Consider the following 24,105-nt stretch of genomic DNA (forward strand, 5'->3'; position numbering starts at 1 on the left):
AAAAATTGAAGAAACACCCAAGTTTTTACTCTTTCAGGAAATACCGGAAACCAAGTCCTACCGCAGGAAAATTGATAGCGGGTGCAAATTTGTAATTGAAAGTATTTGTCAGGATCGTTTCATCCGTTCCCTGCTGTGTTGATTCAAAAGCCGAATAGGATACGAAAACCGGGTTTGAAAATGCAAGCGAAGCCGTTATCCACCATTTTTCCGACAGTTGATAATACATTCCGGCACTAAGCCCGGCCGTAAGCGCAATCGTGTGGCCTTGGGTGTTGGGAAGGTTATATTCTGAACTCGGGCCTTTTGCAAAAGTATAGCCAAGGTCTATGTTCGGTCCTGCAAATACACCCAGTTTGTTGTTGAAATGCTTGTAATATTGCCAGAAGCGGCCAATGCTAAAACCCAGACTGTTGATGCCTTTATAAGTTTCCACGTTTTCATTATTGTTGAAAACTGTTTTTCCGCCGGTTAAAGAATGGCTGAGGTTCCAGCCGCTGGCTCTTGTTTCGGATTTGAATTTTCCGGCCTGAATACTGATGTTATAATTATATCCGTTTGTGGAAGCTGTCAGATCGGGATTGTGGTTGAAAAAATCAATGCTGGCTGCACCGGAAATAAATTTTTTTCCTGCAAACTGCGCATGTATGTAGCCGGCTGTACAGAACAGCAGCATAAGGGTAAAAATGAAGATCTTTTTCATAGCTGAGTTAGTTTGCTTTTTGAATATACCACGATGCCCTTAAAGAAAAATAGCTTGTCAGTCCGGTTGTTACAGCTGAATTAAAAGTGATGGAGTTAGTGTCGTTCATATGTCTGTACCCGATTCCCAGTGACAGTAAGTTCACATCCGCTTCCAGCGCAAACCTTGATTTGAGACGATAAGCAATGCCGGGCACAACGCTTAGCCCGGCAGCGTAACCGTTTTTAGTATACTTTTCCATTATATCGTTACTCAGCAGTGCTGACCTCAGATAAGAACCATAAACCGAAGTATTCAGGAAGGCATACCATTTTTCATTTAATGTTTTGTAATGCCGGATAAAAGGCGATAAAGTGTATGCCGCATTGATGTAACGGCGGTTCATATCCTCGTTTGGAGCCGTGTCTGTTCCTTTTAAAAAATCGAAATTTGCACCCAGGCCAAGACCCAGCATTTTATTGTTGCCGGTAAACCTGCCAAACTGAACAGAAGGACTGAAAGATACAGAACTGTTTCTGCTGTCAGAAAAAGCATTTTTGCCTTTTTGATGAGAGCCCTGAAAGCTCAGCGTGGCGGCACGATACCGCGTTCCCGCGGGAATTTGCGCCATTGTTTCACCTGCAAGGCAAAATATGCCGAGCAGGCCAATTAGAAGAAGTTTTTTCATGACCGTTGTTTTAGTTGATACAAGCAAGATACAGATGTTTAAGTAACTGTATTATTATTTAGCTTTATTTAACAAAAAATATAATAAAAGAGGCAGCCAATAAGCTGCCTCTAAAAATTACCGATACCAAATTTAACCTAACTGTCTGTGCAAAACATTGGCCGGCGGTTTCCCGGCATTTATAATGCTGTATTTTTCAAGGTCAGAAAACGCCTTCCCAGTTTCCCTGACGATAATATTGTAACAACCTCTGCTGCATCAGAAAACCGTATTTTGCCTGAATGGCATTTGCCTGTGCTTTGGCCAGATTGGCTTTGGCAAGTGAGTACTCAAAAATGTTTGCGACTCCGGCGTTCAGCTTGCTTTCCACAACTGCAAAGCTGGCAGTAAGCGATTCCACCTGTCCCTGCGCCGCGGCGTATTTGTCGGCCATTGCGTTCAGGTTCAGTACGGCCAGTTCTATGGCCTGCCGCAATTGCTGGTTGGTCACATCGAGTGTGTTCTGCGCCTGCCGTTCCTGTACTTTCGCAAGTTCGATTCTCGGGCGCGTAACCCAGCGGCCCATAATCGGAATGTTGAGGCTCAGGCTTAAAGATCCGTTTCGGGTTGCGTTCAGTTGCTTGAAGTAATCCAGGTTCGTGTTGGTGGAAGCGTAAAAAGCCCGGATATTGGTGCCCATGAATATGGAAGGATAATTTTCGGCTTTTATGGATTTTACCTGATATACAAAGCTCTGGCGGTACAGTTCGGCGCTGCGCAGTTCGGGAAACGTTTTTTGCGCATCTTCAAAAATGGCAACTGCATTGTCGGAGTGCTGCGTAGTATCTTTCGGGGCAAGCGATTCAAATTCCACATTGTCGTCGGGCGCAATGTTGATCCGCTGAAACAAGGCGAGCCGCGCCGTACGGTAATTGTTCAGTGCCGTAACCTGATCAAAACGGTCGTTGGCAAGCTGCGCCTTGATCTCGAACAACAGATTGGAGGCTGCGACGCCGGCATTCACCTGTTTTTCAACACGGTCCACCTGCTGCTGTGAAGATGCAACCTGCTGGTCCGCAGCTTCAAGCAATGACTTGGTCGCCAGCACATTTACATAACCCTGCATGAGCAGTACTGTTTGTGCATTCAGGACCGCCGTTCTGTTTTCCTCAAAGGATTCTTTCAGCAGCACACCCTGACGAATCTGGTTCTGAAGTTTAAATCCCTGAAAAACCGGAATTCTCAGCCCGGTTCCGATGGCGTTGTAACTGTAAACCTCGTCTATATACGCATTGGTATACTGGTCAATACTGCGCCCGACGTTCAGGCTCTGGTCTGCGGCAATGTAGATCTGCGGCAATATCTGTGACCTTGTCTGCTTCAGCTGTGCCTGTGAAGCTTCGGCCTGTAAATTGCTCTGCTGATAGGTAAGGTTGTTTTTTACCAGAAGGTCCACGCATTCGGCGAGGCTCAGCGTATTCTGTGCCTTTGTAAACAGCGGCAGCAGACAGAAAAGTAAAAGTAAATGTTTCATAGCTGTTAAATTTTTTTGAAGCTCGTAGCGTCTCATGCCAGCCAGCCGTCTTTCAACCGCACGGTCCGGTTTCCGTAACCTGCATTTACTTCCGAGTGCGTCACCTGAACAATGGTCACTTTGTCTTCCTTGTTGAGTTTCTGAAATAATTCCATGATTTCAATGGCTTGTTCGGAATGCAGGTTTCCGGTCGGTTCGTCGGCATAAATTACTTTCGGGTTGTGTACAATGGCTCTTGCCACGCCCACCAGCTGCTGTTGTCCGCCTGAAAGCTGATGCGGAAAAAGGTCTTTTTTGGCAACCATATTAAAGCGGTCGAGCAGTTCAGCAATGCGGCTTTTTCGTTCCGAAGACGGAGTTCCTTTGTAAAGCAATGGCGTTTCAATGTTTTCATAGACCGTCAGTTCGTCAATCAGGTGATATGCCTGAAAAACAAAGCCGATATGATGGCGGTGCAGCTCCGTGCGTTTCTTTTCGGAAAGTTTCTGAACGGGTTCGTCCATAAAAAGATATTCACCTTCCGAGGGCTCTTCCAGCAAACCGAGTATATGCAGCAAAGTTGATTTTCCCGAGCCGGACGGCCCCATGATGGATACAAATTCACCTTCTTTGATGTTGAGATCAATGTGGCGCAGAACATACGTCTTGCCAAAACCTGCCGGATAATACTTCGAAATCTTGTCTAACTTGATCATATAAAAACTGTAATTGAAAATTCAGGTGCAAATACCCGCTTCTCTGATGACTATCTTTTTTAAAAAGGCTTGCCAGAATATTAAGCTGTTGATAGCCAAAGAGTTTCCTTTTGGAGCGGAGTTGTGATCGTTCGGAATCGTACAAATGTGTACGGTATCGGACGAGGTTATTTTCTTGTACCAAAAGCAGTTTTCAGCCTTTTCCACGCATGCCGTTCAGCCGGTTATCCGCGTAAAAATACAGTCGCCGGCAGTCATGCAGCCTGGAACAACCGTCTGTTTTTGGTACAAATAATGATTTCCGGTAAATGTAAACGCTGGTATTTATCGTCGTGTAGCAAACATCGTTGCAGTGCAGGACATTTTAAGTGAAATGTTCTTTTATATTTCCAGAATGTATACAGGAAATCCCGGTTTGAACTAACTTTATGGAATAACAAGTATTTCAGCATAGCGTACGAACAACAAAGGTGCTGCGGTCAAGGTAATTATTCTACAAATCAGAAGCTATAAAACTTGCAGTTTGCATCAATTCAGAAAGAAGAGGCTTTAAAATTATTTGTAAGTAAAGCCATAAATTTTAATTTCATTCCGATTTCTTCTACTTTTAAATAGTCCTTTCCTTTTGGCAATGCACATATGCTGCTGTTGATTTTTAAGTTTTAGTTAGTAAACAATGTCAGAGAATAAAAACAAGCTTAAAAAAAAACAATCCGGCCAAATACCTGGTTCTATTGTTGTCATCGGCGGTTCGACAGGAGCACTGGAAGCGCTGACGCAGATTCTGGAACTGCTTTCCACAACGACCGGACTTGCATATATTTATGTACAGCATACTTTTCAGGAAGGTGAAACCCGGCTCGAAGCCACGCTGGATACACTTACGTCCATGCCTGTGCTCAAAGCTGCCGAAGGGCTCAGGATCCTGGCGGACCATTTCTATATCGTTTATCCGGATTCCGGGCTGGAAGCAGTTGACGGGAAATTCGTACGGGTTAACAGCAGCCTGCCGCAGGAAGCAAACATGCCGGTTGACAGCTTTTTTATATCTTTATCTGAACATCAGCAGGACGGTATTATCGGCATTGTGCTTTCCGGGATCGGAAGCGACGGCACACTCGGCCTGAAGTCTATAAAGGCGGCCGGCGGCATCACGATTGTACAGGACGAAAGCGCCAGATTCCAGAGTATGCCGATATCTGCAATTTCCGAGGAAGTTGTGGACCTGATCCTTTCTCCAAAGGAAATCGCCACAGAATTACTAAGGTTAAGCAAGAATTCGGCCATTTTCAGATCATTTAAATTCAATGAGGAGCAGCAGGATGCCGTTGATAAAGACCTTGTACTAATTCTCAGATACCTTAAAAAATCACTCGGAGTAGATTTTGAAAATTATAAGATCACAACGATCAGAAGACGGATTATCAGGCGCATGCTGCTTTTCAAGCTGGAAACCTTTGCCAGTTATCTTCAGTATCTGAAACTTCATGCTTCGGAAGCTAACCTGCTTTACGGCGACCTGCTGATCAATGTGACCAACTTTTTCCGGGACCCAGATACAATGGCGTATCTGAAGAACGAGCTGATTCCCAAAATCATTGAAAGCAAGAATCCGGGCGAGGCGATCAGGATATGGGTTGCAGGATGCTCTACCGGCCAGGAAGCTTATTCGCTGGCGATTATCTTCCTGGAAGTAATCGGGACACGACCGGCAAACATTCATATTTTTGCAAGTGACCTCAGCGAAGCAGCTATTACAAAGGCAAGGCTGGGCATTTATTCAGCAAGCGAAGTACAGGACATTTCGGAAGAGCGGCTTGAACGTTTTTTTATAAAAGTGGACGGTACTTACCGGATTAACAAAGCAGTTCGTGACCTTTGCGTATTTGCGCCGCATAACCTGCTGAAAGATCCTCCCTTTTCAAGGCTTGATCTGGTAAGCTGCCGCAATGTTCTGATTTACTTTGACAATCAGTTACAGCAGCAGGCTTTAAAAAGCTTTCATTATGCGCTGAACCCGGAAGGGCATTTGCTGCTGGGGAAATCGGAAGGAGCAAGCAGTGTTGCTTCCCTTTTCATTCAGGCAGACAAAAATCATAAGGTTTTTACACGACGAAACGGTTATTCCACTAAAATCCTTTATGATGTCGGTTCTTATACAAATGAAGCTAAACTACCCCAAATGCCACAAAAAAGGCCAGTATCGGGTAACTCACCCGTAACCACAATCGATCTTGAACAAATCATTGACGACCTGCTGCTGACCCGGTATGTTCCGGCGAGCGTCGTTGTGGATCAGGATCTGGAAATTATACAACTGCGCGGTTCCACAGGGCTTTTTCTTGAGCCTTCGCCGGGAAAACCAAGTTTCAATCTGGCCCGGATGGCAAGGCCCGTACTGGTTCTGGAACTGCGGAATCTGGTTCATAAAGCACGGAAAACAGGCTTGCCCGTTTCCCGGTCGGGACTGGAAATTCAGGTGAACGGCCAGACACATTATGTGAAAATCGAAGCCGTTCCTGTAAAAGGCCCCGCAGATCAGCTGCTTTGTCTGGTTCTCTTTCAGGAAATAATCCCTGAAAAATCTGCATCGCTGCCTTACTCGGATGCCGGTAACCATCGTATCAAGGAACTGGAAGAACAGCTTGCCGCGCTAAGGGAAGACATGCATTCGATTATTGAAGAGCACGAGGCCACAAACGAAGAGCTGCAGTCGGCAAACGAGGAAATCGTCAGCAGCAATGAGGAACTCCAGAGTATCAATGAAGAACTGGAAACCAGCAAGGAAGAAATAGAATCCACGAACGAAGAGTTGCTGACGATCAATCAGGAACTTCAGGTCCGGAACGATCAGCTTACCGAGGCTTATGGTTACTCGGAAGCCATTCTGAATACCATTCACGAAGCTACGCTGGTGCTCGACAAAAACCTGCGCATTAAAGTCGCCAACAAGGCATTTCATAAAATTTTCCGGATTCTGGAGCCGAACATCCGCGGAATGATGCTTTACGAGCTGGGCCAGAGGCAATGGGATATTCCGGTGCTGCGGCAAATGCTTTCGAATGTCATTGTCAACGATGCCATCATTACTTCTTTTGAGGTTAGCCTTTCTTTTGAAGGAATCGGTGAAAAAATCATGCTGCTGCATGCGCGCAAAGTGGTGCAGCATCAGCGTCAGCAGGCTATTCTGCTCGTTATGGAAGATATTACCGAGCACCGCAGGGCACAGAAACTTTTGCAGGAACGGCAAACGTGGTTTGTAAACCTGATCAACGATGCTCCGACGCTGATCTGGGTTTCAAAATCCAGCGGCGAAATCAGCTTTTTGAATAAAGCATGGCAGGAATTTACCGGCAATCAGTCGGAAATGGATATCATCAGGCACATTCATCCCGAAGATCAGGAAAATTACCTTGCCCGTTATTCGCAGGCTTTCCTGGCGCGCAAGCCCCTGAATTTTGAATACCGCCTGCTGCGTGCCGACGGCGCTTACCGCTGGATGCTGGAAAATGCCAAGCCGATGTTTGACAGTAACAATGTATTCACCGGCTACATCGGGAACTGCGTGGAAGTTCATCTGCAGAAAACGATGACGCAGGAACTCAACCGGCATGTAGACCAGCGCACGCGGGAACTTCAGCATATGAACATCGAGCTTGAGAATGCCAATTACAAACTGACAGAAACTGCGGAAAGTCTTCAGGCCGTGCTGGACAGTTCGCCTGCATCCATCGGATTTTTCAAAATGATTTTCAATGATTCGAATGAAGTTGAAGATTTCAAGCTTCTGATTTATAATCACAAGTTCCGGAAGTATTTCCCTGAATTAAGCAACAGCACCGAGCACAAAATGGCGTCTGAACTTTATTCTGCCTTTGAACTGGACAAAATGAAGCATGTTGCATTGACTGCAACCAGCCATTATGAAGAAAAACTGCAGGAAAACGGCAAATGGCTCGGTATTTCCATTACCAAACACGATTCCGGGGTCGTTGTTACGCAGCTCAACATTACGGCTATAAAGGAGTCGGAAAAGAAACAGTATGAACTGATCCAGCAGCTGGAAGGAGCGGGGCAAACGCTGGCTGCACTCGAAAGCATGCGTCAGTATGTGCGCGACCGCGGAGAATTCCTTCGTTCCACTTCACACGATCTGAGAGGAAGCTTCGGCATTATTGTAGGTGCCGCCAGCCTGCTGAACATGATGGATGTGGAAGAAGACCGTAACAAAACACTCGATATGCTGCAGCGAAGCCTGAAACAGGTGACTTACATGATTAATCAGCTGCTGGATTATTCACGGCTGGAATCAGGGCAGGAGGAACTGCAGATTGCTTCCTTTGATGTTTCCGAGCTGTTTACCGAATTATGCGAAACTTCGTTTGTAATGGCACAGCAAAAGAAATTGGCGTTGCCGTATTCTGGTCCTCAAAGTATGAAAATTGACGGCGACATAGTCAAAGTCCGGCGTATAGCACAGAACCTGATTTTAAATGCAATCAAATACACAAGCAAGGGCGAAGTAAGAATAAGCTGGGGAACTGAAGAAAATCCGGAAGAAAAGCGCTGGTTTTTGATGGTACAGGACACCGGGCCGGGCATAACGGATGAACTGATCAGCAAGCTTACAGAATCTGCTGTTCATATTGAAAGTGATAACATCCGGGAACCGAAAGCTTCACAGGAATCGGGCGGAGAAGGCATCGGCCTTTTCATTGTCAAGAAACTCATTGCCATGCTTCATGCCAATTTATACATTGAAAGCGATCCTGGAAAAGGAACGATGTTCAGGGTTTCATTTCCTGCTTCGTACTATTTTCCTGATTCCGAGATTCTGCCTATAAGCATGTAAGCAGTTTATCAGGCAAATGGGATTCTTTAAATAACTAAATTGATTTTATCAATAAACTGTATGGTTTTCCCGAAAAAGCAGAACATAAATCATTGTCAAACTTGTTACTCCGGAGAACACCACAATTAATAAGTTGAAAACAGTAACTTCACAAGATCCATACGCAGCGCTCCGCTATTCTGATTTCCGGTTTTATATTTCCAATACTTTTCTGTTTTCGGCAAGTATTCTTATTCAGGAAGTAATTGTCGCGTATGAACTATATAAAATGACTCATGACCCGCTTGCCCTGGGATTGATCGGGCTTGCCGAGGTTATTCCGTTTATCATTACTTCGCTTTTCGGAGGTTACATTGCCGATCAGAAGAATAAAATAACGATCATGCACATCAGTCTGGTGGTTATTCTGCTGGGTTCGGTGATTTTATACACCGCTTTTCAGCCCGGAATTTACAATATGCTGTCGCAGTCGCAGCATCTGATTGTTATTTATTCGGTTTTTGCTTTGATAGGCTTTGCAAAAGGATTTTATTCTCCCGCCTCCAGTTCACTGAAACCGTTTCTGGTGCCGAGGGCAATTTATCATAATTCCTCCACATGGAGCAGTTCATTCTGGCAGGCAGGTTCCATAACCGGGCCGGCCATTGCCGGTTTCTTGTATGCTTACATGGGGCTTACCAATACGCTCCTGCTGGTTATTGCCAATTTCGTTGTTTGCTGGATATTGCTGGGCATGATCAAAACGCGGCCTGAACTGGCAAAAATATCCCAGCCGATCCTCGAAAGTCTTAAAGAAGGATTTCGTTTTGTGTTCCGGACCAGGATTGTACTTTACGCCATTTCGCTCGATCTGTTTTCTGTACTGTTTGGCGGCGTAGTAGCCATTTTGCCGGTATTTGCAGAGGACATTCTGAAAGTAGGGCCCGAAGGACTGGGACTGCTCCGGGCTGCTCCTTCCATCGGCTCGCTGCTTACGATGTTTGCCATGGCGTACTTTCCGCCCACGCACAATGCCTGGCGGAACATGCTGATTGCGGTTGCCGGATTTGGCGTATTCACGATTGTTTTTGCTCTTTCAACCAACTTCCTGCTGTCCTGCGCGGCGCTTTTTGCCACCGGTGTTTTCGATAGTGTAAGTGTAATTGTACGGCAAACCATCCTTCAGATTTATCCGCCGGATGAAATGCGCGGGCGGGTTGCGGCAGTGAACGGCATGTTTGTGAGTTCTTCCAATGAGCTGGGTGCTTTTGAATCCGGCGCCATGGCCAAGGCTTTTGGAACGGTTCCTTCCGTAATGATCGGCGGCATCGTCACGATTGTTGTCGTTTCATGGATTTACCTGAATTCCAAAGATCTGTTTTCGGTAAGGCTGAGTTAAAGCGTTTGCCAGATATTTATCCGGTTTTCTAATCCGTTTTCAGGGACTTTACAGGGTTCATTAAAGCAGCTTTATACGTCTGCATGCAAACGATGATGCTGATGATTGTCCCGAAGAAAAGTCCGGCCCATGCAAATGTGGAAAAGCCGATTTCAATACGGTAAGCATAATTCTGAAGCCATTTGCTCATGGTGATGTAAACCAGCGGAAAAGATACAGCGGCAGCGAACAGCAGTACAAGCAGGAATTCCCTCAGAAACAGCAAGATAATACTGATTCCCGAAGCGCCCAGAACCTTGCGTATCCCGACTTCTCTTGTACGGCGGGCAACGTTCAGTGAAACCATTCCCAGAACGCCGAGCAGAACAATGACCACCGAAAGTATTGTAGCAAGCTGCGACGCTTTTTTCAGCTGAACTTCCGATTGATAAAGTTTCTGAAGCGTATCGTCCATGAAAGTGTATTCAAACGGCGCATCGGGCATGAGTTCCCGCCATTTTTGTTCAATAGCAGCCATCGATTCGCTTAAATCTGAAGGGTTCAGCCTGAAAGTAAGGTACCTGTAAGCGCCGCTTTCGCGCACGTGAATAATGGCCAGCGGCTTGATGGCCTTGTGCATGGATTCAAAATGAAAATTATGAATGACGCCTTCGATCGACAGCGGCCTTGGAAAATAATGTACCCTGATCTGGCGGCCCACTGCTTCTTCAGCACTTTTATACCCTAATGCTTTCAGCACAGCTTCGTTTATAATGATTTTGTCGGTATAAAAAGATTCGCCCTGACCGGATTGAAAGTACTTTCCCGAGACCATTTTTAAACTGTACGTATCGGCGTATTTTTCATCCGTTGCAAGGAACTGCGTATGAATGGCTTCCGTGGAGTCCTGGCCAATTTTGTAAATGCCGTAATGTCCGCCGTTGTTGCCGTTCGGGATTTCATAGGACAAACTGACCTGCTTTACTTCCTTAAGTCGTGAAAATTCATTCCTGACCGATTCCATTCTGGCCAGACCTTCCGGTGTCCAGTCGCGGGGAACAGCCAGGGAAACCAGTGATTCTTTATTGTAACCAAGATCTTTGCTGAAAAAGAAATTTACCTGCTGCGATACAACGGCGGCGCAGGCAAAAACAAACAGCGCCGTTACAAACTGCGAAGCAACAAGCAGCCTTCGGAACAGCATATTTTCTTTCATCGATTTCAGCTTGCCTTTCATGGAATCAAGCGAAGGAACGCCGGAAAGCACAAAAGCCGGGTAGATACCAGCCAGCGAGCCGACGAGCAAAGCACTTGCAACCGGTATGAAAATGGAATAAGGAAACAAATGGATCAATGAATCCAGCGGTTTCCCCAACAGGTTTCCAAATAGTGTCCGGAATGCTTCATAGCATGCGACTGACAGGATTACGGAACAAAATGCAAGCAAGATGGATTCAGCAAGAAACTGGCCGACAAGCTGCCGTTTAAGGCTTCCCAATACTTTGCGTACACCGATTTCTTTTAACCTTGAAGAAGATTTCCCGATAGAAATATTGACAAAATTGACAATGGCCATCAGCATAATAAACGCAGTAACGCCGGAAAGCGTCAGGATCATTTTTCTGACCAAACCGTCATTGGCTTCGCGGTAATAATCCGTCAGGGAAGTTAAATAAACCTGCAGATCGGTTTTTATATTTTCAGGAGCATGCGTCGCCAGAATTTGTGCAACCGGTTTTTTCAGTTTTTCCTTTGTAACGCCATCGCGGAGTTCTACATACGTGATTATGAACGGATTTTGCCAGTTGTTTTCCGAGCCTTTCCTTCCTTCCAGGCTGCTGAGCGGTATGAACAGCTCTGCCTGATTTTGTAACAGATGGCTTACTGAATTATTGGAAAGCGTTTTCAGGACGGCCGAAACTTCATATTCCTGTTTTCCGCCTACGAAGTTATGCAGTGTAAGGGTTTCACCCACGGCATTGGTTTTTCCAAAGTATTTCAATGCTTTGTCTTCTGTAATAACAATGGAATTAGGCTTGCTCAGCGCGGCGCCTGCATTGCCATCAACAAGCGGAAAGCCGTACATGGAAAGCAGCGTGGAATCGCCTGTCTGTACATCCTCGCGAAAATGTTTGTCGCCTTTGGAAACGGCCACGGTAATGGCATCATAGCGATAGTAATTGGCGACCAGGTCCGGATATTCTTCTTTAAGCGTTTTGCCAAGAGGCCCAAGGGTAGCTATGTCAATCCCCATATCGGGGTTTTTCCATTTGCTGCGGATAATGTACTGGTTTTCGGTATTCCTTAAATCCCGGTTCACTTTCAGTTCGCCCCATATGTAGCTCATGATAAGAAAGCTGAATGTCATTCCGACCGACAGGCCGAAAATGGTGACAAACGAGTAGAACTTGCGTTTGAGAATATTCCGCCAGGCAATTTTGAAATAGTTTTTAAGCATGTGTAACTGAGATCATTTAGGTGAGTAAGACAAAGCTAGGCCAAATGTGCTTTCAGAAAATACAGCGGATCGTGGTTTAACTATTTTTAACCTTTTACTACACATGCCGGATTGTTGCTGGACAGCAGGAAGTCTGAGGTTGAATGGTTTGGTGCCAAACGTGTGAAGACATACGTTCATGCGTCCAAGGGCGCCCGTACCCGTTCCGTGCAGATTTGCTTCAGACCAGCAGCAAATTAATCCGGATCATTGAGCATGAATTTCAATCCCCACAGGCAAAATTTAAGCATATCAACGTTCCATGCCGTCAAAATTCCTATTTTTGCCAAATTCATGATTTTAATGGATTTACAGTCTTTTTTCAATAGATTTTAAACAAACAGAATGAATCAAGCACCTGCTACTTCTTTACAAGACATTGTTGGGCATGCCAAAGAATATGGCTTTGTATTCCCTTCTTCTGAAATATATGATGGATTGCAAGCCGTTTACGATTACGGGCAAAATGGTGTTGAACTGAAAAACAACCTGAAAGCGGCGTGGTGGAAAGCAATGACGCAGCTTCACGACAACATTGTCGGGATTGACGCGGCTATTTTCATGCATCCTCTGACCTGGAAGGCTTCCGGCCATGTGGATGGTTTCAATGATCCGATGATCGACAACAAGGATTCTAAGAAAAGGTACCGTGCGGACCAGCTACTGGAAGGAAAAGCCGAACAGTATGAAGCGGAAGGCCAGCCTGAAAAAGCAAAGGCATTGCTTGCCGAAATGGGACGGCTGCTGAGCGCCGAAGATCTCGCAGGCGTTCGCGAACTGATCATTTCCGAAAACATCAAATGTCCGATTTCCGGCACGACCAACTGGACGGAAGTCCGTCAGTTCAACCTCATGTTCAGCACGCAGGTTGGCTCCGTAGCCGAAGATTCAAGTCTTATATACCTGCGTCCGGAAACAGCGCAGGGCATTTTTGTGAATTTCCTGAACGTGCAGAAAAGCGGAAGAATGAAAATTCCTTTCGGGATCGCACAGATCGGAAAAGCATTCCGGAACGAGATCGTGGCGCGTCAGTTTACGTTCCGTATGCGGGAGTTCGAACAAATGGAAATGCAGTTTTTCATACGCCCCGGCACAGAAATGGAATGGTATGAAAAATGGAAAGAAGCCCGGATGAAATTCCATAAAGCCGTTGGTCTGCCCGCAGAAAAGCTCAAATTCCACGATCACGAAAAACTGGCGCATTATGCCAATGCAGCCGTGGATATTGAATATGAGTTCCCGTTCGGCTTCCGCGAAATTGAAGGAATCCATTCCAGAACCGATTTTGACCTGAGAAATCATCAGGAACTTTCCAAAAAGAAGCAGCAGTATTTTGATGCGGACCTCGATGAAAACGGCAAGCCTTACGGCAATTACATTCCTTACGTCGTTGAAACTTCCGTAGGCGCAGACCGGCTTTTTCTGGCTGCTTTCTGCAATGCATATACCGTCGAAACAGTAGGCGAGGGCGAGAGTCTGAAAGAACGTACGTATCTGAAGCTGCATCCGGCTCTGGCTCCGTTCAAAGTAGCTGTGCTTCCGCTGGTGAAGAAAGACGGACTTGCTGAAAAAGCGCAGGCTATTGCCAATTCGCTGAAATCGTCATTCCGCACGACTTATGACGACGGCGCGGCCATTGGAAAACGCTATACGCGTCAGGATCTGATCGGAACGCCGTTCTGCATTGCCGTGGATTATCAGACGATGGAAGACGACACCGTTACAATCCGTCACCGCGATACCATGGAACAGGAACGTGTGGCCATCAGCGAGCTGAAAGAAAAGATCGGTTATCAGGTTGCCATTGAAAGAATCCTGGAAGCGATCTGATTTTCGTAAGAGGTTTTTTATGAAATGATAGATGATCTGAACAGTTCATAATCAGATTTTTAGCGATTAAATTTTTCGGAAGTGTGAAATTCCTGATTGTAAATGATCAGGAATTTTTTTTAAATAGCCCTTTGGTATAAACAGTAAACAGAAAAATGATCAACAAACTATACGGCACTTCACTGAGCCTGCTCACCGATTTGTATCAGCTCACGATGGCTTATGGCTACTGGAAAGCAGGCAAGGCGGAGCAGGAAGCGGTGTTTAACCTCTACTTCAGAAAACATCCTTTCCAGGGCGGATTTACAATTACATGCGGATTAAACAGCGTGATTGATTATCTGAATGAATACAAATTTGAGAAAGAAGACCTGGAATATATCGGTTCGCTGACGGGCAGCGACGGAAAAAAGCTGTTCGAGCCGGGCTTTCTGACTTATCTGGAATCCATGGAATTCCAATGCAGTATTGATGCCATTCCGGAAGGAACCGTTGTTTTTCCCAATGAGCCGCTGCTGAGAGTTCAGGGCCCGATCCTGCAATGCCAGCTGCTGGAAACGCCTTTGCTGAACCTGATCAATTTTCAGTCTTTGATTGCTACAAAAGCAGCGCGCATGCGCCTTGTTGCCAAAAACGATGCCTTGCTGGAATTTGGCTTGCGGCGCGCACAAGGTCCCGACGGCGGCGTTACGGCCAGCCGCGCTGCATACATCGGCGGATTTGATGCCACTTCCAATGTGCTGGCGGGAAAACTTTACGACATTCCCGTCAAAGGAACGCATGCGCACAGCTGGGTCATGTCGTTTGACAGCGAACTGGAATCCTTTGAAACCTACGCCGAACACATGCCCAACAATGTAACGTTGCTTGTAGATACGTACGATTCGCTTCAGGGCGTCAGGAATGCGATTAAAGTCGGGCATCAGCTTCGCGAACGCGGTTATGAACTCGGCGGCATCCGGCTGGATTCCGGCGACCTTGCTTACCTCAGCATTGAAGCCAGAAAATTGCTGGATGAGGCCGGATTTGAAAAAACCGGCATTGTGGCCAGCAACGATCTGGACGAACATATTATGGACAGCCTTAAAAGACAAGGCGCACGCATCGGCATCTGGGGCGTTGGTACCAAGCTGGTTACGGCTTATGATCAGCCTGCGCTGGGCGGCGTTTTCAAGCTTGCCGCTATCAAAAACCAGAATGGCGAGTGGGATTACAAACTGAAATTATCCGAACAGGCCATCAAAGTTTCCACGCCGGGCATTCAGCAGGTGCGCAGGTTCAGGGATTCAAAAGGTTTTATTTCGGATATGATTTTCAATACAGAAACGGCTCTGATCGGAAAGTCAACGATGATTGATCCTTACGATTTTACACGGAACCGCTCATTTTCCGAAACGATGCATTATGAAGATCTGCTGGTTCCTGTGTTTGCCAAAGGGCATCTGGTTTATACTTTACCGTCAATCCATGAAGCACGCGAACGTGTAAAATCCCAGCTTGCCAGTTTCCATGAAGGAACCAAAAGGTTTGTCAATCCGCATACGTATCCGGTCGGGCTGGAAAAATCATTGTTTGATTTAAAGACGGATTTAATCCTTAAATTACGTGCAGACAGCGAAGCTGCAAATCAAAACTGAAACAACTATGCAAGAAATTTTATCACCCGACTCTGAACTTCTGAAAGAACTGATTGTCTACAAAATGCCTTTTGGTAAATACAAGGATTGTCTGCTTACCGAGCTGCCCATAACTTATCTCGAGTGGTTCCAGCGTCAGGGATTTCCTTCCGGCAAGCTCGGCATGATGCTGAGTACCCTTTATGAAATTCGCCTGAACGGACTGGAACATCTGTTGAAAGGACTTAAAAAGCTGCATTCAAAATCATAAACTATTTGCTTTCCGGCATCAGCACTGCTTTAATGAAATCCGCATCCTTGAAGTATTGCTGTGCCGCAGCTTTTGTGCTGGCTTCGGTAATGGAACCAAGCAGTTTTTCCTCCTGAAGAATTTCGTTCAGGTCGTCGCCCAGATACGTGTTGTCGTCCAGATAATCCAGCCAGAAACTGTTTGTTTTCAATGCAGTTTCCAGTTTGCGCCTTGTTTCTGCAACAAATTTTTCAATGTCTTTTTTATCCGCGCCGTTCTGCTTGATCTTGTCAATTTCTTCCTGCGTACGCTTAACCAGTTTTTCCACATTTTCCGGCGCACAGCCGAAGCTGATGCTGAAACGGTAATGTCCGGTCGGGAATTTATCCGTTCCTTCGGAAACGCTTACGCCGTAAACGCCGCTTTCTTCTTCGCGCAGCGCCTCAATGAGCTTGATCTGTAATACTTCCTGCAATGCCTCGATCTGAATGTTGTTCTCAGGACTGTATTCAAATTCACCGCTGGAAATCAGCGTAACGCGGCTTTTTGGTTCCAGGCCTTTGTAAACCGTCTTTTCAATACGGCCTTTTGGCGGGAAAATATTCGGATGATTAAAGTTGTCGTCACGTTCCGTAGAAGGAAGTGCGCCGATGTATTTTTCCAGCAAAGGCTTGATCTCATCTGTTTTGAAAGCGCCTACAATCGTGAACACAAAATCGGAAGCATCTGAAAAGCGGTCTTTGTAAATTTCCAGCGCACGGTTCAGGCTGACTTTATCGATACTTTCCGGTTTCAGCGGCCGGCGTTTGGGATTATGGCTTGTCAGTATGGCGTTCAGCGAATCGGAAAAGACTTTTTCAGGCGTCAGTGTTTTCTGCATATTTTCAAGATATGCTTTTTGATTGGCCAGGATTCCGCTTACGACAGCCGTATCCTTTCGCGGAGCGGTAAAATAGGCGTAAATCAGCTGCAAAGCCGTTTCCAGATCTTTCGGGTTTGTATTTCCGGCAATGCCTTCGGTAAGTTCGCTGATGTACGGCCCGACGCTGGCAGTTTTTCCGGCCATAAACTTCTGCAGCTGCGTCTGGTTATACGGCCCGACGCCGCCCGATTCCACAAGATAACTGGCAAAAATTCCGGTTTCACGTTCATTCGGGAAAAGCGAATAGCCGCCCTTTGCCGTGGCTTTGATCAGGATTTCGTCATTCTTGAAATCCGTTGGTTTGAGCAGCACTTTGACGCCGTTTGATAATTTAAGTTCCGTAACGTCCAGTTCAGGCAACGTTTTTTCACTGGTGACTTTGCCGGCTTTCGGCTCGGAGCTGAGCAGCGGCGAATCCACAGCCTCATCCACGTACGCCGTAACGTTTTTCCCGGCAGTAGCCAGAAGCGTTCTTATTTCTGCCTCGGTCGGCAGTTCATCCTTGCTTTTTTCCGGGCCCATGACGACAACCGCACGGTTTTTATCCGTAATGTATTTTTTTGCAAGCGCATTGACTTCCGCCAGCGTAACGCCGCCAAGGTATTTTTTCACAAATTCAAAATAGGCGTCGGCGCCCATGTAAGGTTTGTCCAGCAAAAAATGGTTCAGATATTCCTGAACATGGCTCGAAGACTTTGTTTTGTCTTTTTCCTTGTAATACTGTTCTATTGCGTTCAGGAAATCTTTCTTTGCACGGTCGAGTTCAGGCTGCGTAAAACCGAATTTCTGAACCCTTGCATTTTCTTCCAGCAACGCCGTCAGCGCCGTTTTCATGGACGGTGCATCCTTGGCCAGCGCAATGGAAGTATACGAATCCAGATTCCCCAGAAAATCGCCGTACTGGCTTCCTCCGTACAGAAACGGCGGCTTCGCCGTTTGCGTAAGTTCCTGAATGCGCTGCCCCATCATGGCATTATATAATTCCTGCGCAAAGTTGTCACGCACATCTTTCAGCGATTTGTCTTTTTTGTTCGGCTGTTTGTAAATGAGCTGGATCAGGTTCTGCGGATATTCCGGATCGGTTACGATGGCTACTTTCGTGGTTCCGTCCAGCGGAATGTCATATTTAATTCGTTTTTTAGGGTTAACGGGCGCCGGAATGGAGCTGAATTTCTGAATGATGATCGCTTCTGTTTTGGCCACATCAAAATCTCCGACTGCAATCACCGCCATCAGATCCGGACGGTACCAGTCTTTGTAAAACGATCGGATGGCCTGCGGTTTGAAAACCTTCAGAATGCTGTCCTTCCCGATCGGCAGACGCTCTGCATAACGGGAATTGTTGAGGATCACTTTCAGGAACTGATCTCGCATTCTTTGCTGCGCGCCGCGGCCCATGCGGGATTCTTCCAGCACAACGCCTCTTTCTTTTTCTATTTCGGCAGAATCCAGCAATGCGCCATGCGCCCAGTCTTCCAATACCTGAATGCCTTTTTCCAGCAATCCTGCGGAGTCCGTCGGGATCGGGAGCATGTATACCGTTTCATCAAATCCGGTATATGCATTCAGATCCGCACCAAAACGGACGCCTGTTTTCTGAAGGAAATTGACCAGTTCATTTTTTGGAAAATTCGTGGTGCCGTTGAAGTTCATATGCTCCATAAAATGGGCAAGTCCCTGCTGCTGATCCGTTTCCAGCACCGATCCGGCTTTTACGGCAAGGCGGAGTTCCGCACGGTTTTTGGGCTCGGCGTTTTTCCGGATATAATAAGTAATCCCGTTTTTCAGCTTTCCGGTTTTAACGTTCGGGTCAAGCGGAATTTTCCTGGCTGACAAATCCTGCGCAGAGGCAAATGGAACCGTACAAATTCCGGATACGGCAATATATAAAGCTACAACAGCCTTTTTCATTTTTCTGATTTTAATATGAATAGGATGCACGAGGAACGAAATAGAGGTTCAAAGATTGCGGTTGTTCAGCGGTAAATGAATCGCCGGCCGCTACTTGCACGGAACGCCTTTAAACGGCAATCCTTTTTTGAAACTGATTTTTGTCCGGTCTTTAAAGGCCGTTAATCCCGCTTTTTCTTCTGTTTCACCAAAACCTTCCGTCCATGTACTGCTGTTTTTCAGGAAAATAACGTCGCGTGTGGACAACACGCCTTCGGATATGAAATGATATTTGGCCACAAGCGTATCTCCACGCATTTTTCCGATGATTTTTCCCTGGTTTTTGTCTTTTTCAAAAAATATGTAGACCAGATCGCCGGTCACAATGCTGTCGGCAACGTTGAGGTGCATGAATGCCGAGTCTTTTTTGTTGATGTAAGCAAAACATTCGTAGATCTCGAAATTATTCACAACCTTTTCCACTTCGGCCGTCCTCACATACTTTATTCTTTTGCCATCCGGTTTTTCCAGGATCAAAGTGCTGTCGGCAACGGAAACGATCTTGAGTGTTTCTGTAATGCCGGAAGACTGTTTATTTTCTGGATTGCTTCCTTTGAGAATCAGCAGGTCGCCTTGTTTTTCCCACTTTTCATAATTGAGGTTTTTCATGTTTATGGATGAAGCGTTGCCGTCATCTTTCAGGCTGAAACCGTATTTGTGCTGCGGCTGGCCCGGCATTTCGGTTACCCAGTTGCCCGATATGGAGCCGGATTCCTTATTGCAGGCTTGTAAAATACAAAAGAGGACAATTAAAACAGGAATGTACTTTTTCATTAGCTGTTATTCGTTTGGTTGAGGCGCTTCTAAAGTGATCATTTTTTAATCAACTAAAAACGGATTGTTAATGAAAAAGTATTTTAAAACGGTTAAGAAATGTTTTTTTGATCAATTCTGTTTTACCGCGTCGCAGAATCCATGCGGGAAATTTCAGTGACTTCAATGCTCAGAAATCCGAATTCCTCCACGACAGTTCCGCAGATGCGGTAAATGCCTTTTACCGAAAAATTGGATCTGGCGGCTATTTCAGGAAAATGAACGGTATCGATAAAGTGCCCTTTCTGATCCAGAAATGTTCCGAACTGCATGGTTTCTCCTTTTGATGTACGCGTGTTTTTAACAGCAACCATATAGCCGTACAACGTAACTTCTTCATCAATATGCAGATCCAGGTCTTCGGCCATGATGCTTTTGGGCAACGCATTTTTCAGCAGGTTAAAAGGACTGCAGAGCGGGAAACCGAGCAGTTCAATCTGGTCATAAGCATCGTCGAGCGGCGTGGAATGGAACGACGGCAGTTTGTAATCTTTTATTTCAGAATGGAACAATCGTTTCTGCGGCACTTTGGCAGGACTTTTGGCAAGCTGAAAATGCGCTTTCCAGAGCAGTGTTTTCTTGTTGATGCCCGTAAACCGGAATGCTTCGATACGGATCAGGATCGTTAATTGTTCAATAGAAACCGGCACACGGTCCAGGAAATTGTTCAGCGACGTAAATTCCCCTTCCGCTTCTCTTGCCTGAATGATATTGGATATGGTTTTTTCTTCGATTCCGTTCAGGAACTGCATGCCGATGTAAATGTCGTTGCCTTCGATGACGGTTTGTGCATGGCTGTGGTTTACGCAGGGCGCCAGCACATTTGCGCCCAGCATGCGCGCTTCGTGCACATACAGTTCGGTTGCATAAAAACCGCCGCCGTTATTCAGCACGGCCACCATGTATTCCAGCGGATAATATGCTTTCAGAAAAAGTGTCTGATAACTTTCCACGGCATAGGAAGCGGAATGTCCTTTGGCAAATGCAAAACTGGCAAAGCTGGAAATCTGCATCCAGATATCCTTGGCAAGATCCTCCGGGTAGCCTTTTGCTTTGCAGTTTTTGAAAAACTTTTTCCTGACACGTTCAAATTCATCGCGCCCGCGAAACTTTCCGCTCATGCCTCGGCGCAGAATATCCGCTTCGCCCAGATCCAGACCGGCAAAGTAATGCGCCACTTTAATCACATCTTCCTGATAAACCATCACGCCATAGGTATCTTTCATCAGTTCCAGCAGGATCGGATGTGCTTCTTTCCTTTTTTCAGGAATGCGGTGGCGCAGTATATATTCACGCATCATGCCGCTTTTGGCAACACCCGGACGGATAATGGAACTTGCAGCCACCAGACCCAGATAACTGTTCACTTCCAGTTTCCGCAAGAGCATGCGCATGGCAGGCGATTCGATATAAAAACAGCCAATGCATTGTGCCGCTTTGATCATAGCATTGATCTTCGGGTCGGACTTGAATTTTTTTACATCATCAATATCGAATTCCGGCGCTTCCGGGCGGTTATAGCGAATGATTTCAATGGTTTCCTTTATTTTGGCCAAACCTCTTTGTCCGAGAATGTCATATTTGTTGAGCCCGACATCTTCTGCAATGAGCATGTCAAACTGCGTGGTGGGAAAGCCTTTCGGCGGCAGGTTTGTAGCAGAAAAGTAGTTAATCGGCTTCTCCGAAATCAGGATTCCGCCGGCATGGATGCTCAGATGATTAGGCTGGTTATTTTCCTGAAAATACTTTGCATACCGGATCACAAGCGTAGAAAACTGATCCAGCTTTTTCGGGTCAAATTTTCCTTCGCTGAGCAGATCGATTTCATGAGCCGGCAGTCCGAACACTTTTCCGAGTTCCCGTACGGCAGCACTGTGCTGAAAGGTGTTGTACGTAGCCAGCAAAGCGGCCCGGCCGTCTTTTCCGTATGTATCAAATATGTACTTGGTGACATCCTCGCGGTCTTTCCATGAAAAATCAATGTCAAAATCCGGCGGATTTTTCCGGTGCAGGTTAATGAAGCGTTCAAAGTACAGGTCCAGCTCAATCGGGTCCACATTGGTGATATTCAGCAGATACGCTACAATGCTGTTGGCACCGCTGCCGCGTCCGACGTAATAATAACCCTTGCGCCGGGCATAGCTGACAATATCGTGATTGACCAGAAAGAAAGGCACAAAATTCTGTTTTTGGATCATTTCCAGTTCCTTGGCGATCCTGTCAAAAATCTGGTCCGTAATTTCGTCCTGATACCGGTAACCAAGCGCCTGATAACTTAACGTGCTGAGTCGCTGGAAATCATCTTTTTCACTTTTCCCGAATACTTTCAGGTTCTGGTTTTCACGGCTGTCCCCAAAGCTGAAATGGATCTCGCATTCTTCCATCAGCTTTGCCGTGTTGTAAAGGATCTTGTCAAAGTCGTTGTGCGTAAAATGATATTCCAGCACTTTCCACGGCATGATCTGCTCCGATACATCTGCGAATTCGGAGGGTAAAACTTTACCGAGCATCGAATTTTCATCAATGGCCCTCAGCAAACGGTGTGCATTGAAGTCGCGTTTATTACGGAAGCTCAGCGGCTGCATTACGACAAATTTGTCTGTATATTTTTTTAATGGTGAAATCCTTATTTTATCAAGATCCTTGATGGAAACGCCGATGTATTCATTGGGAAGCATTTTTTGCTTTTTCAGTTTGAGCAGCTTTTCAAACGGATAGATGAACACGGCATTTCCCAGCCGCGGCGCCTGATCCGGAAAGTCCTTTTTAAAATGCAGATGTTCTGACAAATAAGCATTCAGTTCCTGAAATCCCGCATTGTTCCTGGCAAGTCCCACGAATTGCTGCCGTATGCCGTTCCGGAAATCAATGCCGACTATGGGTTTGATGTTGTATCTAGGCGCCATGCGGATGAAGCTCAGGCAGCCGGACGTATTGTTGATGTCTGTAAGAGCAATACAGCCGTAACCGTTTTCTCTGCTCATGCGAAGCAATTCTTCTTCCGGGATCATTCCGAAACGAAGGCTGAAATAAGAGTGGCAGTTGAGTAGCATGTTAGTGGGAAAAATACGGGGTACTTACTTTTAACGTTGGCAAAAAATGATCGATAGGGAATTACTTTAAGGTATCTGGTTTGATAATGAAACATGCCGCTTGCCGGATGATACAACTTGTAAAATGCAGGAATTGCGTGTTCACTGATTCCGGTGCGCAGGAATAACGGGCGGTTCGCCGTTGAACGGGTTTCCCATGCTGGCAATATTGGGTATGCCCAGCGTTGTGCCCCAGCTCAGGATCGCATTGCCGCGTTCGTCTGTTCCGTATTTGTTCCGGATATAATCCATGGCCTGATAAAGGTTGAGCCGTTCCTCGCAGTCATCGAACATGTTGATCTGATAATTTCCGGTCACCAGATCGCTGAACGTAACGCCTACAAGCCGCACCATCATGCGCCGGTTAAAAAGCTGGTCAAACAGTTTCTCGACTTGCGGGATCAGCAAATGATCGGCGGAAGTATAAGGGATTTTAATCTGTCTTGAAAAGGTGTTGAAATCGGAATAACGGATTTTTACGGAAACGCAGGAAGTCAGTTTGTTGCCGTTGCGGAGCTGGAACGCCAGGTTTTCGGCCATGGCGCGGATCATTTCACGCATGCGGCGGACGTCGCCGGTATCTTTCCCGAAAGTGCGTTCGTTGGAAATGGACTTGCGTTCGTGGAACGGTACGATGGGCGTGTCGTCGATGCCGTTGGCGCGGTTCCAGAGCACGATGCCGTTTTTGCCCAGAACCCTTCCCATGACTTCCATAGGCATCTGCTGAACTGTTTTTACATATTTGATCCCGAGATTGTAAAGGATCTGGTTTGTCTTTTCACCCACCATCGGTATTTTCTTGATGAGCATGGGCGCAAGGAACGGCTTTTCTTCTCCGGCTTCCACTTTCCGCTGATTGTCGGGCTTTGCCACGCCGGTGGCTACTTTGGAAACGATTTTATTGGTAGAAAGACCGAAGGAAATGGGAAGCCCGCTTTCCCGCCTGATCCGGTTTCCGAGCTGCGTTGCAATTTCATAGCACCCGAAAAACTTGTCCATGCCCGACAAATCGGCATAAAATTCATCAATACTCGCTTTTTCGAACAACGGTACGCCTTCCCGGATGATTTCTGTTACGATTTTGGATTCTTTGGAGTAAGCGCCGGCATCGCCTTTGATGACCGTAGCCTCCGGGCAAAGTGCTTTTGCCATTTTCATGGGCATGCCGGAATGTACGCCGTACGGGCGTGTTTCATAGCTGCATGCGGCCACAACGCCGCGGTCTCCGATTCCTCCTACAAGCACAGGCCGGTTTTTAAGCCGGTTGTCGTACTTCCTTTCTACAGATACAAAAAATGTATCGAGATCCATGTGTAATATTGTTCGGTCCATTGAGTTTGGAATTTTT

14 protein-coding genes are annotated in these 24,105 nt (G+C 46.2%); 5 read left to right on the forward strand and 9 right to left on the reverse strand.

The genetic code is table 11. The features are described from left to right. Positions 1-25 precede the first annotated feature (25 nt). From FEM33_RS26035 to FEM33_RS26050, 4 genes are all read right to left on the reverse strand, one after another. Complete coding sequence (locus FEM33_RS26035) at positions 26-703, reverse strand: hypothetical protein (RefSeq protein ID WP_139014890.1); 678 nt, start codon at positions 701-703, stop codon at positions 26-28. 7 nt (positions 704-710) lie between these two features. Continuing rightward, positions 711-1,370 carry a hypothetical protein gene (locus FEM33_RS26040; RefSeq protein WP_139014891.1) on the reverse strand — a complete coding sequence of 220 codons (660 nt, stop codon included), beginning with the start codon at positions 1,368-1,370 and terminating at the stop codon, positions 711-713. A gap of 202 nt (positions 1,371-1,572) precedes the next feature. Beyond that, entirely contained in the window at positions 1,573-2,883 is a 1,311-nt protein-coding gene (locus tag FEM33_RS26045) for a TolC family protein (protein ID WP_139014892.1), read from the reverse strand. A 32-nt stretch (positions 2,884-2,915) separates the two neighbouring features. After that, positions 2,916-3,578 carry an ABC transporter ATP-binding protein gene (locus tag FEM33_RS26050; RefSeq protein WP_139014893.1) on the reverse strand — a complete coding sequence of 221 codons (663 nt, stop codon included), beginning with the start codon at positions 3,576-3,578 and terminating at the stop codon, positions 2,916-2,918. Between the two features lie 676 nt (positions 3,579-4,254). Here FEM33_RS26050 and FEM33_RS26055 point away from each other — a divergent pair. Beyond that, the gene (locus tag FEM33_RS26055; RefSeq protein WP_139014894.1) at positions 4,255-8,430 is read left to right on the forward strand and encodes a CheR family methyltransferase; all 4,176 of its coding nucleotides are present in this window, start codon (positions 4,255-4,257) and stop codon (positions 8,428-8,430) included. A gap of 133 nt (positions 8,431-8,563) precedes the next feature. After that, positions 8,564-9,808: an MFS transporter gene (locus FEM33_RS26060; RefSeq protein ID WP_139014895.1), complete on the forward strand. Its 1,245-nt coding sequence runs from the start codon at positions 8,564-8,566 to the stop codon at positions 9,806-9,808. Positions 9,809-9,836: 28 nt separating this feature from the next. Here the strand turns inward: FEM33_RS26060 and FEM33_RS26065 are convergent, their stop codons facing one another. Next, on the reverse strand, positions 9,837-12,245 hold the full coding sequence (locus FEM33_RS26065; RefSeq protein WP_139014896.1) for an ABC transporter permease: 2,409 nt from the start codon (positions 12,243-12,245) through the stop codon (positions 9,837-9,839). A gap of 384 nt (positions 12,246-12,629) precedes the next feature. Between FEM33_RS26065 and FEM33_RS26070 the strand changes: the two genes are divergently transcribed. From FEM33_RS26070 to FEM33_RS26080, 3 genes are all read left to right on the forward strand, one after another. Then, positions 12,630-14,114, forward strand: a complete 1,485-nt coding sequence (locus tag FEM33_RS26070) for a glycine--tRNA ligase (protein WP_139014897.1) — start codon at positions 12,630-12,632, stop codon at positions 14,112-14,114. Between the two features lie 155 nt (positions 14,115-14,269). Continuing rightward, positions 14,270-15,751, forward strand: coding sequence for a nicotinate phosphoribosyltransferase (locus FEM33_RS26075; protein ID WP_139014898.1), 1,482 nt, complete (start codon positions 14,270-14,272; stop codon positions 15,749-15,751). Positions 15,752-15,758: 7 nt separating this feature from the next. Further along, positions 15,759-16,001 (forward strand): DUF3820 family protein, encoded by a 243-nt coding sequence (locus tag FEM33_RS26080; RefSeq protein ID WP_139014899.1) that lies wholly within the window; start codon positions 15,759-15,761, stop codon positions 15,999-16,001. Between the two features lies 1 nt (position 16,002). On the opposite strand, the gene FEM33_RS26085 is transcribed toward FEM33_RS26080, so the two are convergent. The 4 genes from FEM33_RS26085 to dinB form a co-directional block, all read right to left on the reverse strand. Beyond that, entirely contained in the window at positions 16,003-18,813 is a 2,811-nt protein-coding gene (locus tag FEM33_RS26085) for a M16 family metallopeptidase (RefSeq protein WP_139014900.1), read from the reverse strand. A 90-nt stretch (positions 18,814-18,903) separates the two neighbouring features. After that, entirely contained in the window at positions 18,904-19,626 is a 723-nt protein-coding gene (locus tag FEM33_RS26090; protein ID WP_139014901.1) for a lipocalin-like domain-containing protein, read from the reverse strand. A gap of 122 nt (positions 19,627-19,748) precedes the next feature. After that, a complete protein-coding gene (locus FEM33_RS26095) occupies positions 19,749-22,718 on the reverse strand; it encodes a DNA polymerase III subunit alpha (RefSeq protein WP_139014902.1) in 2,970 nt (989 codons plus the stop codon). A gap of 141 nt (positions 22,719-22,859) precedes the next feature. Then, the gene (gene dinB / locus FEM33_RS26100; RefSeq protein ID WP_139014903.1) at positions 22,860-24,089 is read right to left on the reverse strand and encodes a DNA polymerase IV; all 1,230 of its coding nucleotides are present in this window, start codon (positions 24,087-24,089) and stop codon (positions 22,860-22,862) included. Between the last annotated feature and the right edge of the window lie 16 nt (positions 24,090-24,105).

The organism is Dyadobacter flavalbus, from assembly GCF_006149045.1.
GTDB classification, from domain to species: Bacteria; Bacteroidota; Bacteroidia; order Cytophagales; family Spirosomataceae; genus Dyadobacter; species Dyadobacter flavalbus.

Excerpts from the sequence above, each read along its gene's own strand:
- FEM33_RS26085 (WP_139014900.1), bottom strand. The coding sequence starts at position 18,813 with ATGAAAAAGGCTGTTGTAGCTTTATATATTGCCGTATCCGGAATTTGT.
- FEM33_RS26035 (WP_139014890.1), bottom strand. The coding sequence starts at position 703 with ATGAAAAAGATCTTCATTTTTACCCTTATGCTGCTGTTCTGTACAGCC.
- FEM33_RS26080 (WP_139014899.1), top strand. The coding sequence starts at position 15,759 with ATGCAAGAAATTTTATCACCCGACTCTGAACTTCTGAAAGAACTGATT.
- FEM33_RS26070 (WP_139014897.1), top strand. The coding sequence starts at position 12,630 with ATGAATCAAGCACCTGCTACTTCTTTACAAGACATTGTTGGGCATGCC.
- FEM33_RS26040 (WP_139014891.1), bottom strand. The coding sequence starts at position 1,370 with ATGAAAAAACTTCTTCTAATTGGCCTGCTCGGCATATTTTGCCTTGCA.
- FEM33_RS26095 (WP_139014902.1), bottom strand. The coding sequence starts at position 22,718 with ATGCTACTCAACTGCCACTCTTATTTCAGCCTTCGTTTCGGAATGATC.
- dinB (WP_139014903.1), bottom strand. The coding sequence starts at position 24,089 with ATGGACCGAACAATATTACACATGGATCTCGATACATTTTTTGTATCT.
- FEM33_RS26050 (WP_139014893.1), bottom strand. The coding sequence starts at position 3,578 with ATGATCAAGTTAGACAAGATTTCGAAGTATTATCCGGCAGGTTTTGGC.
- FEM33_RS26055 (WP_139014894.1), top strand. The coding sequence starts at position 4,255 with ATGTCAGAGAATAAAAACAAGCTTAAAAAAAAACAATCCGGCCAAATA.
- FEM33_RS26075 (WP_139014898.1), top strand. The coding sequence starts at position 14,270 with ATGATCAACAAACTATACGGCACTTCACTGAGCCTGCTCACCGATTTG.
- FEM33_RS26065 (WP_139014896.1), bottom strand. The coding sequence starts at position 12,245 with ATGCTTAAAAACTATTTCAAAATTGCCTGGCGGAATATTCTCAAACGC.
- FEM33_RS26090 (WP_139014901.1), bottom strand. The coding sequence starts at position 19,626 with ATGAAAAAGTACATTCCTGTTTTAATTGTCCTCTTTTGTATTTTACAA.
- FEM33_RS26045 (WP_139014892.1), bottom strand. The coding sequence starts at position 2,883 with ATGAAACATTTACTTTTACTTTTCTGTCTGCTGCCGCTGTTTACAAAG.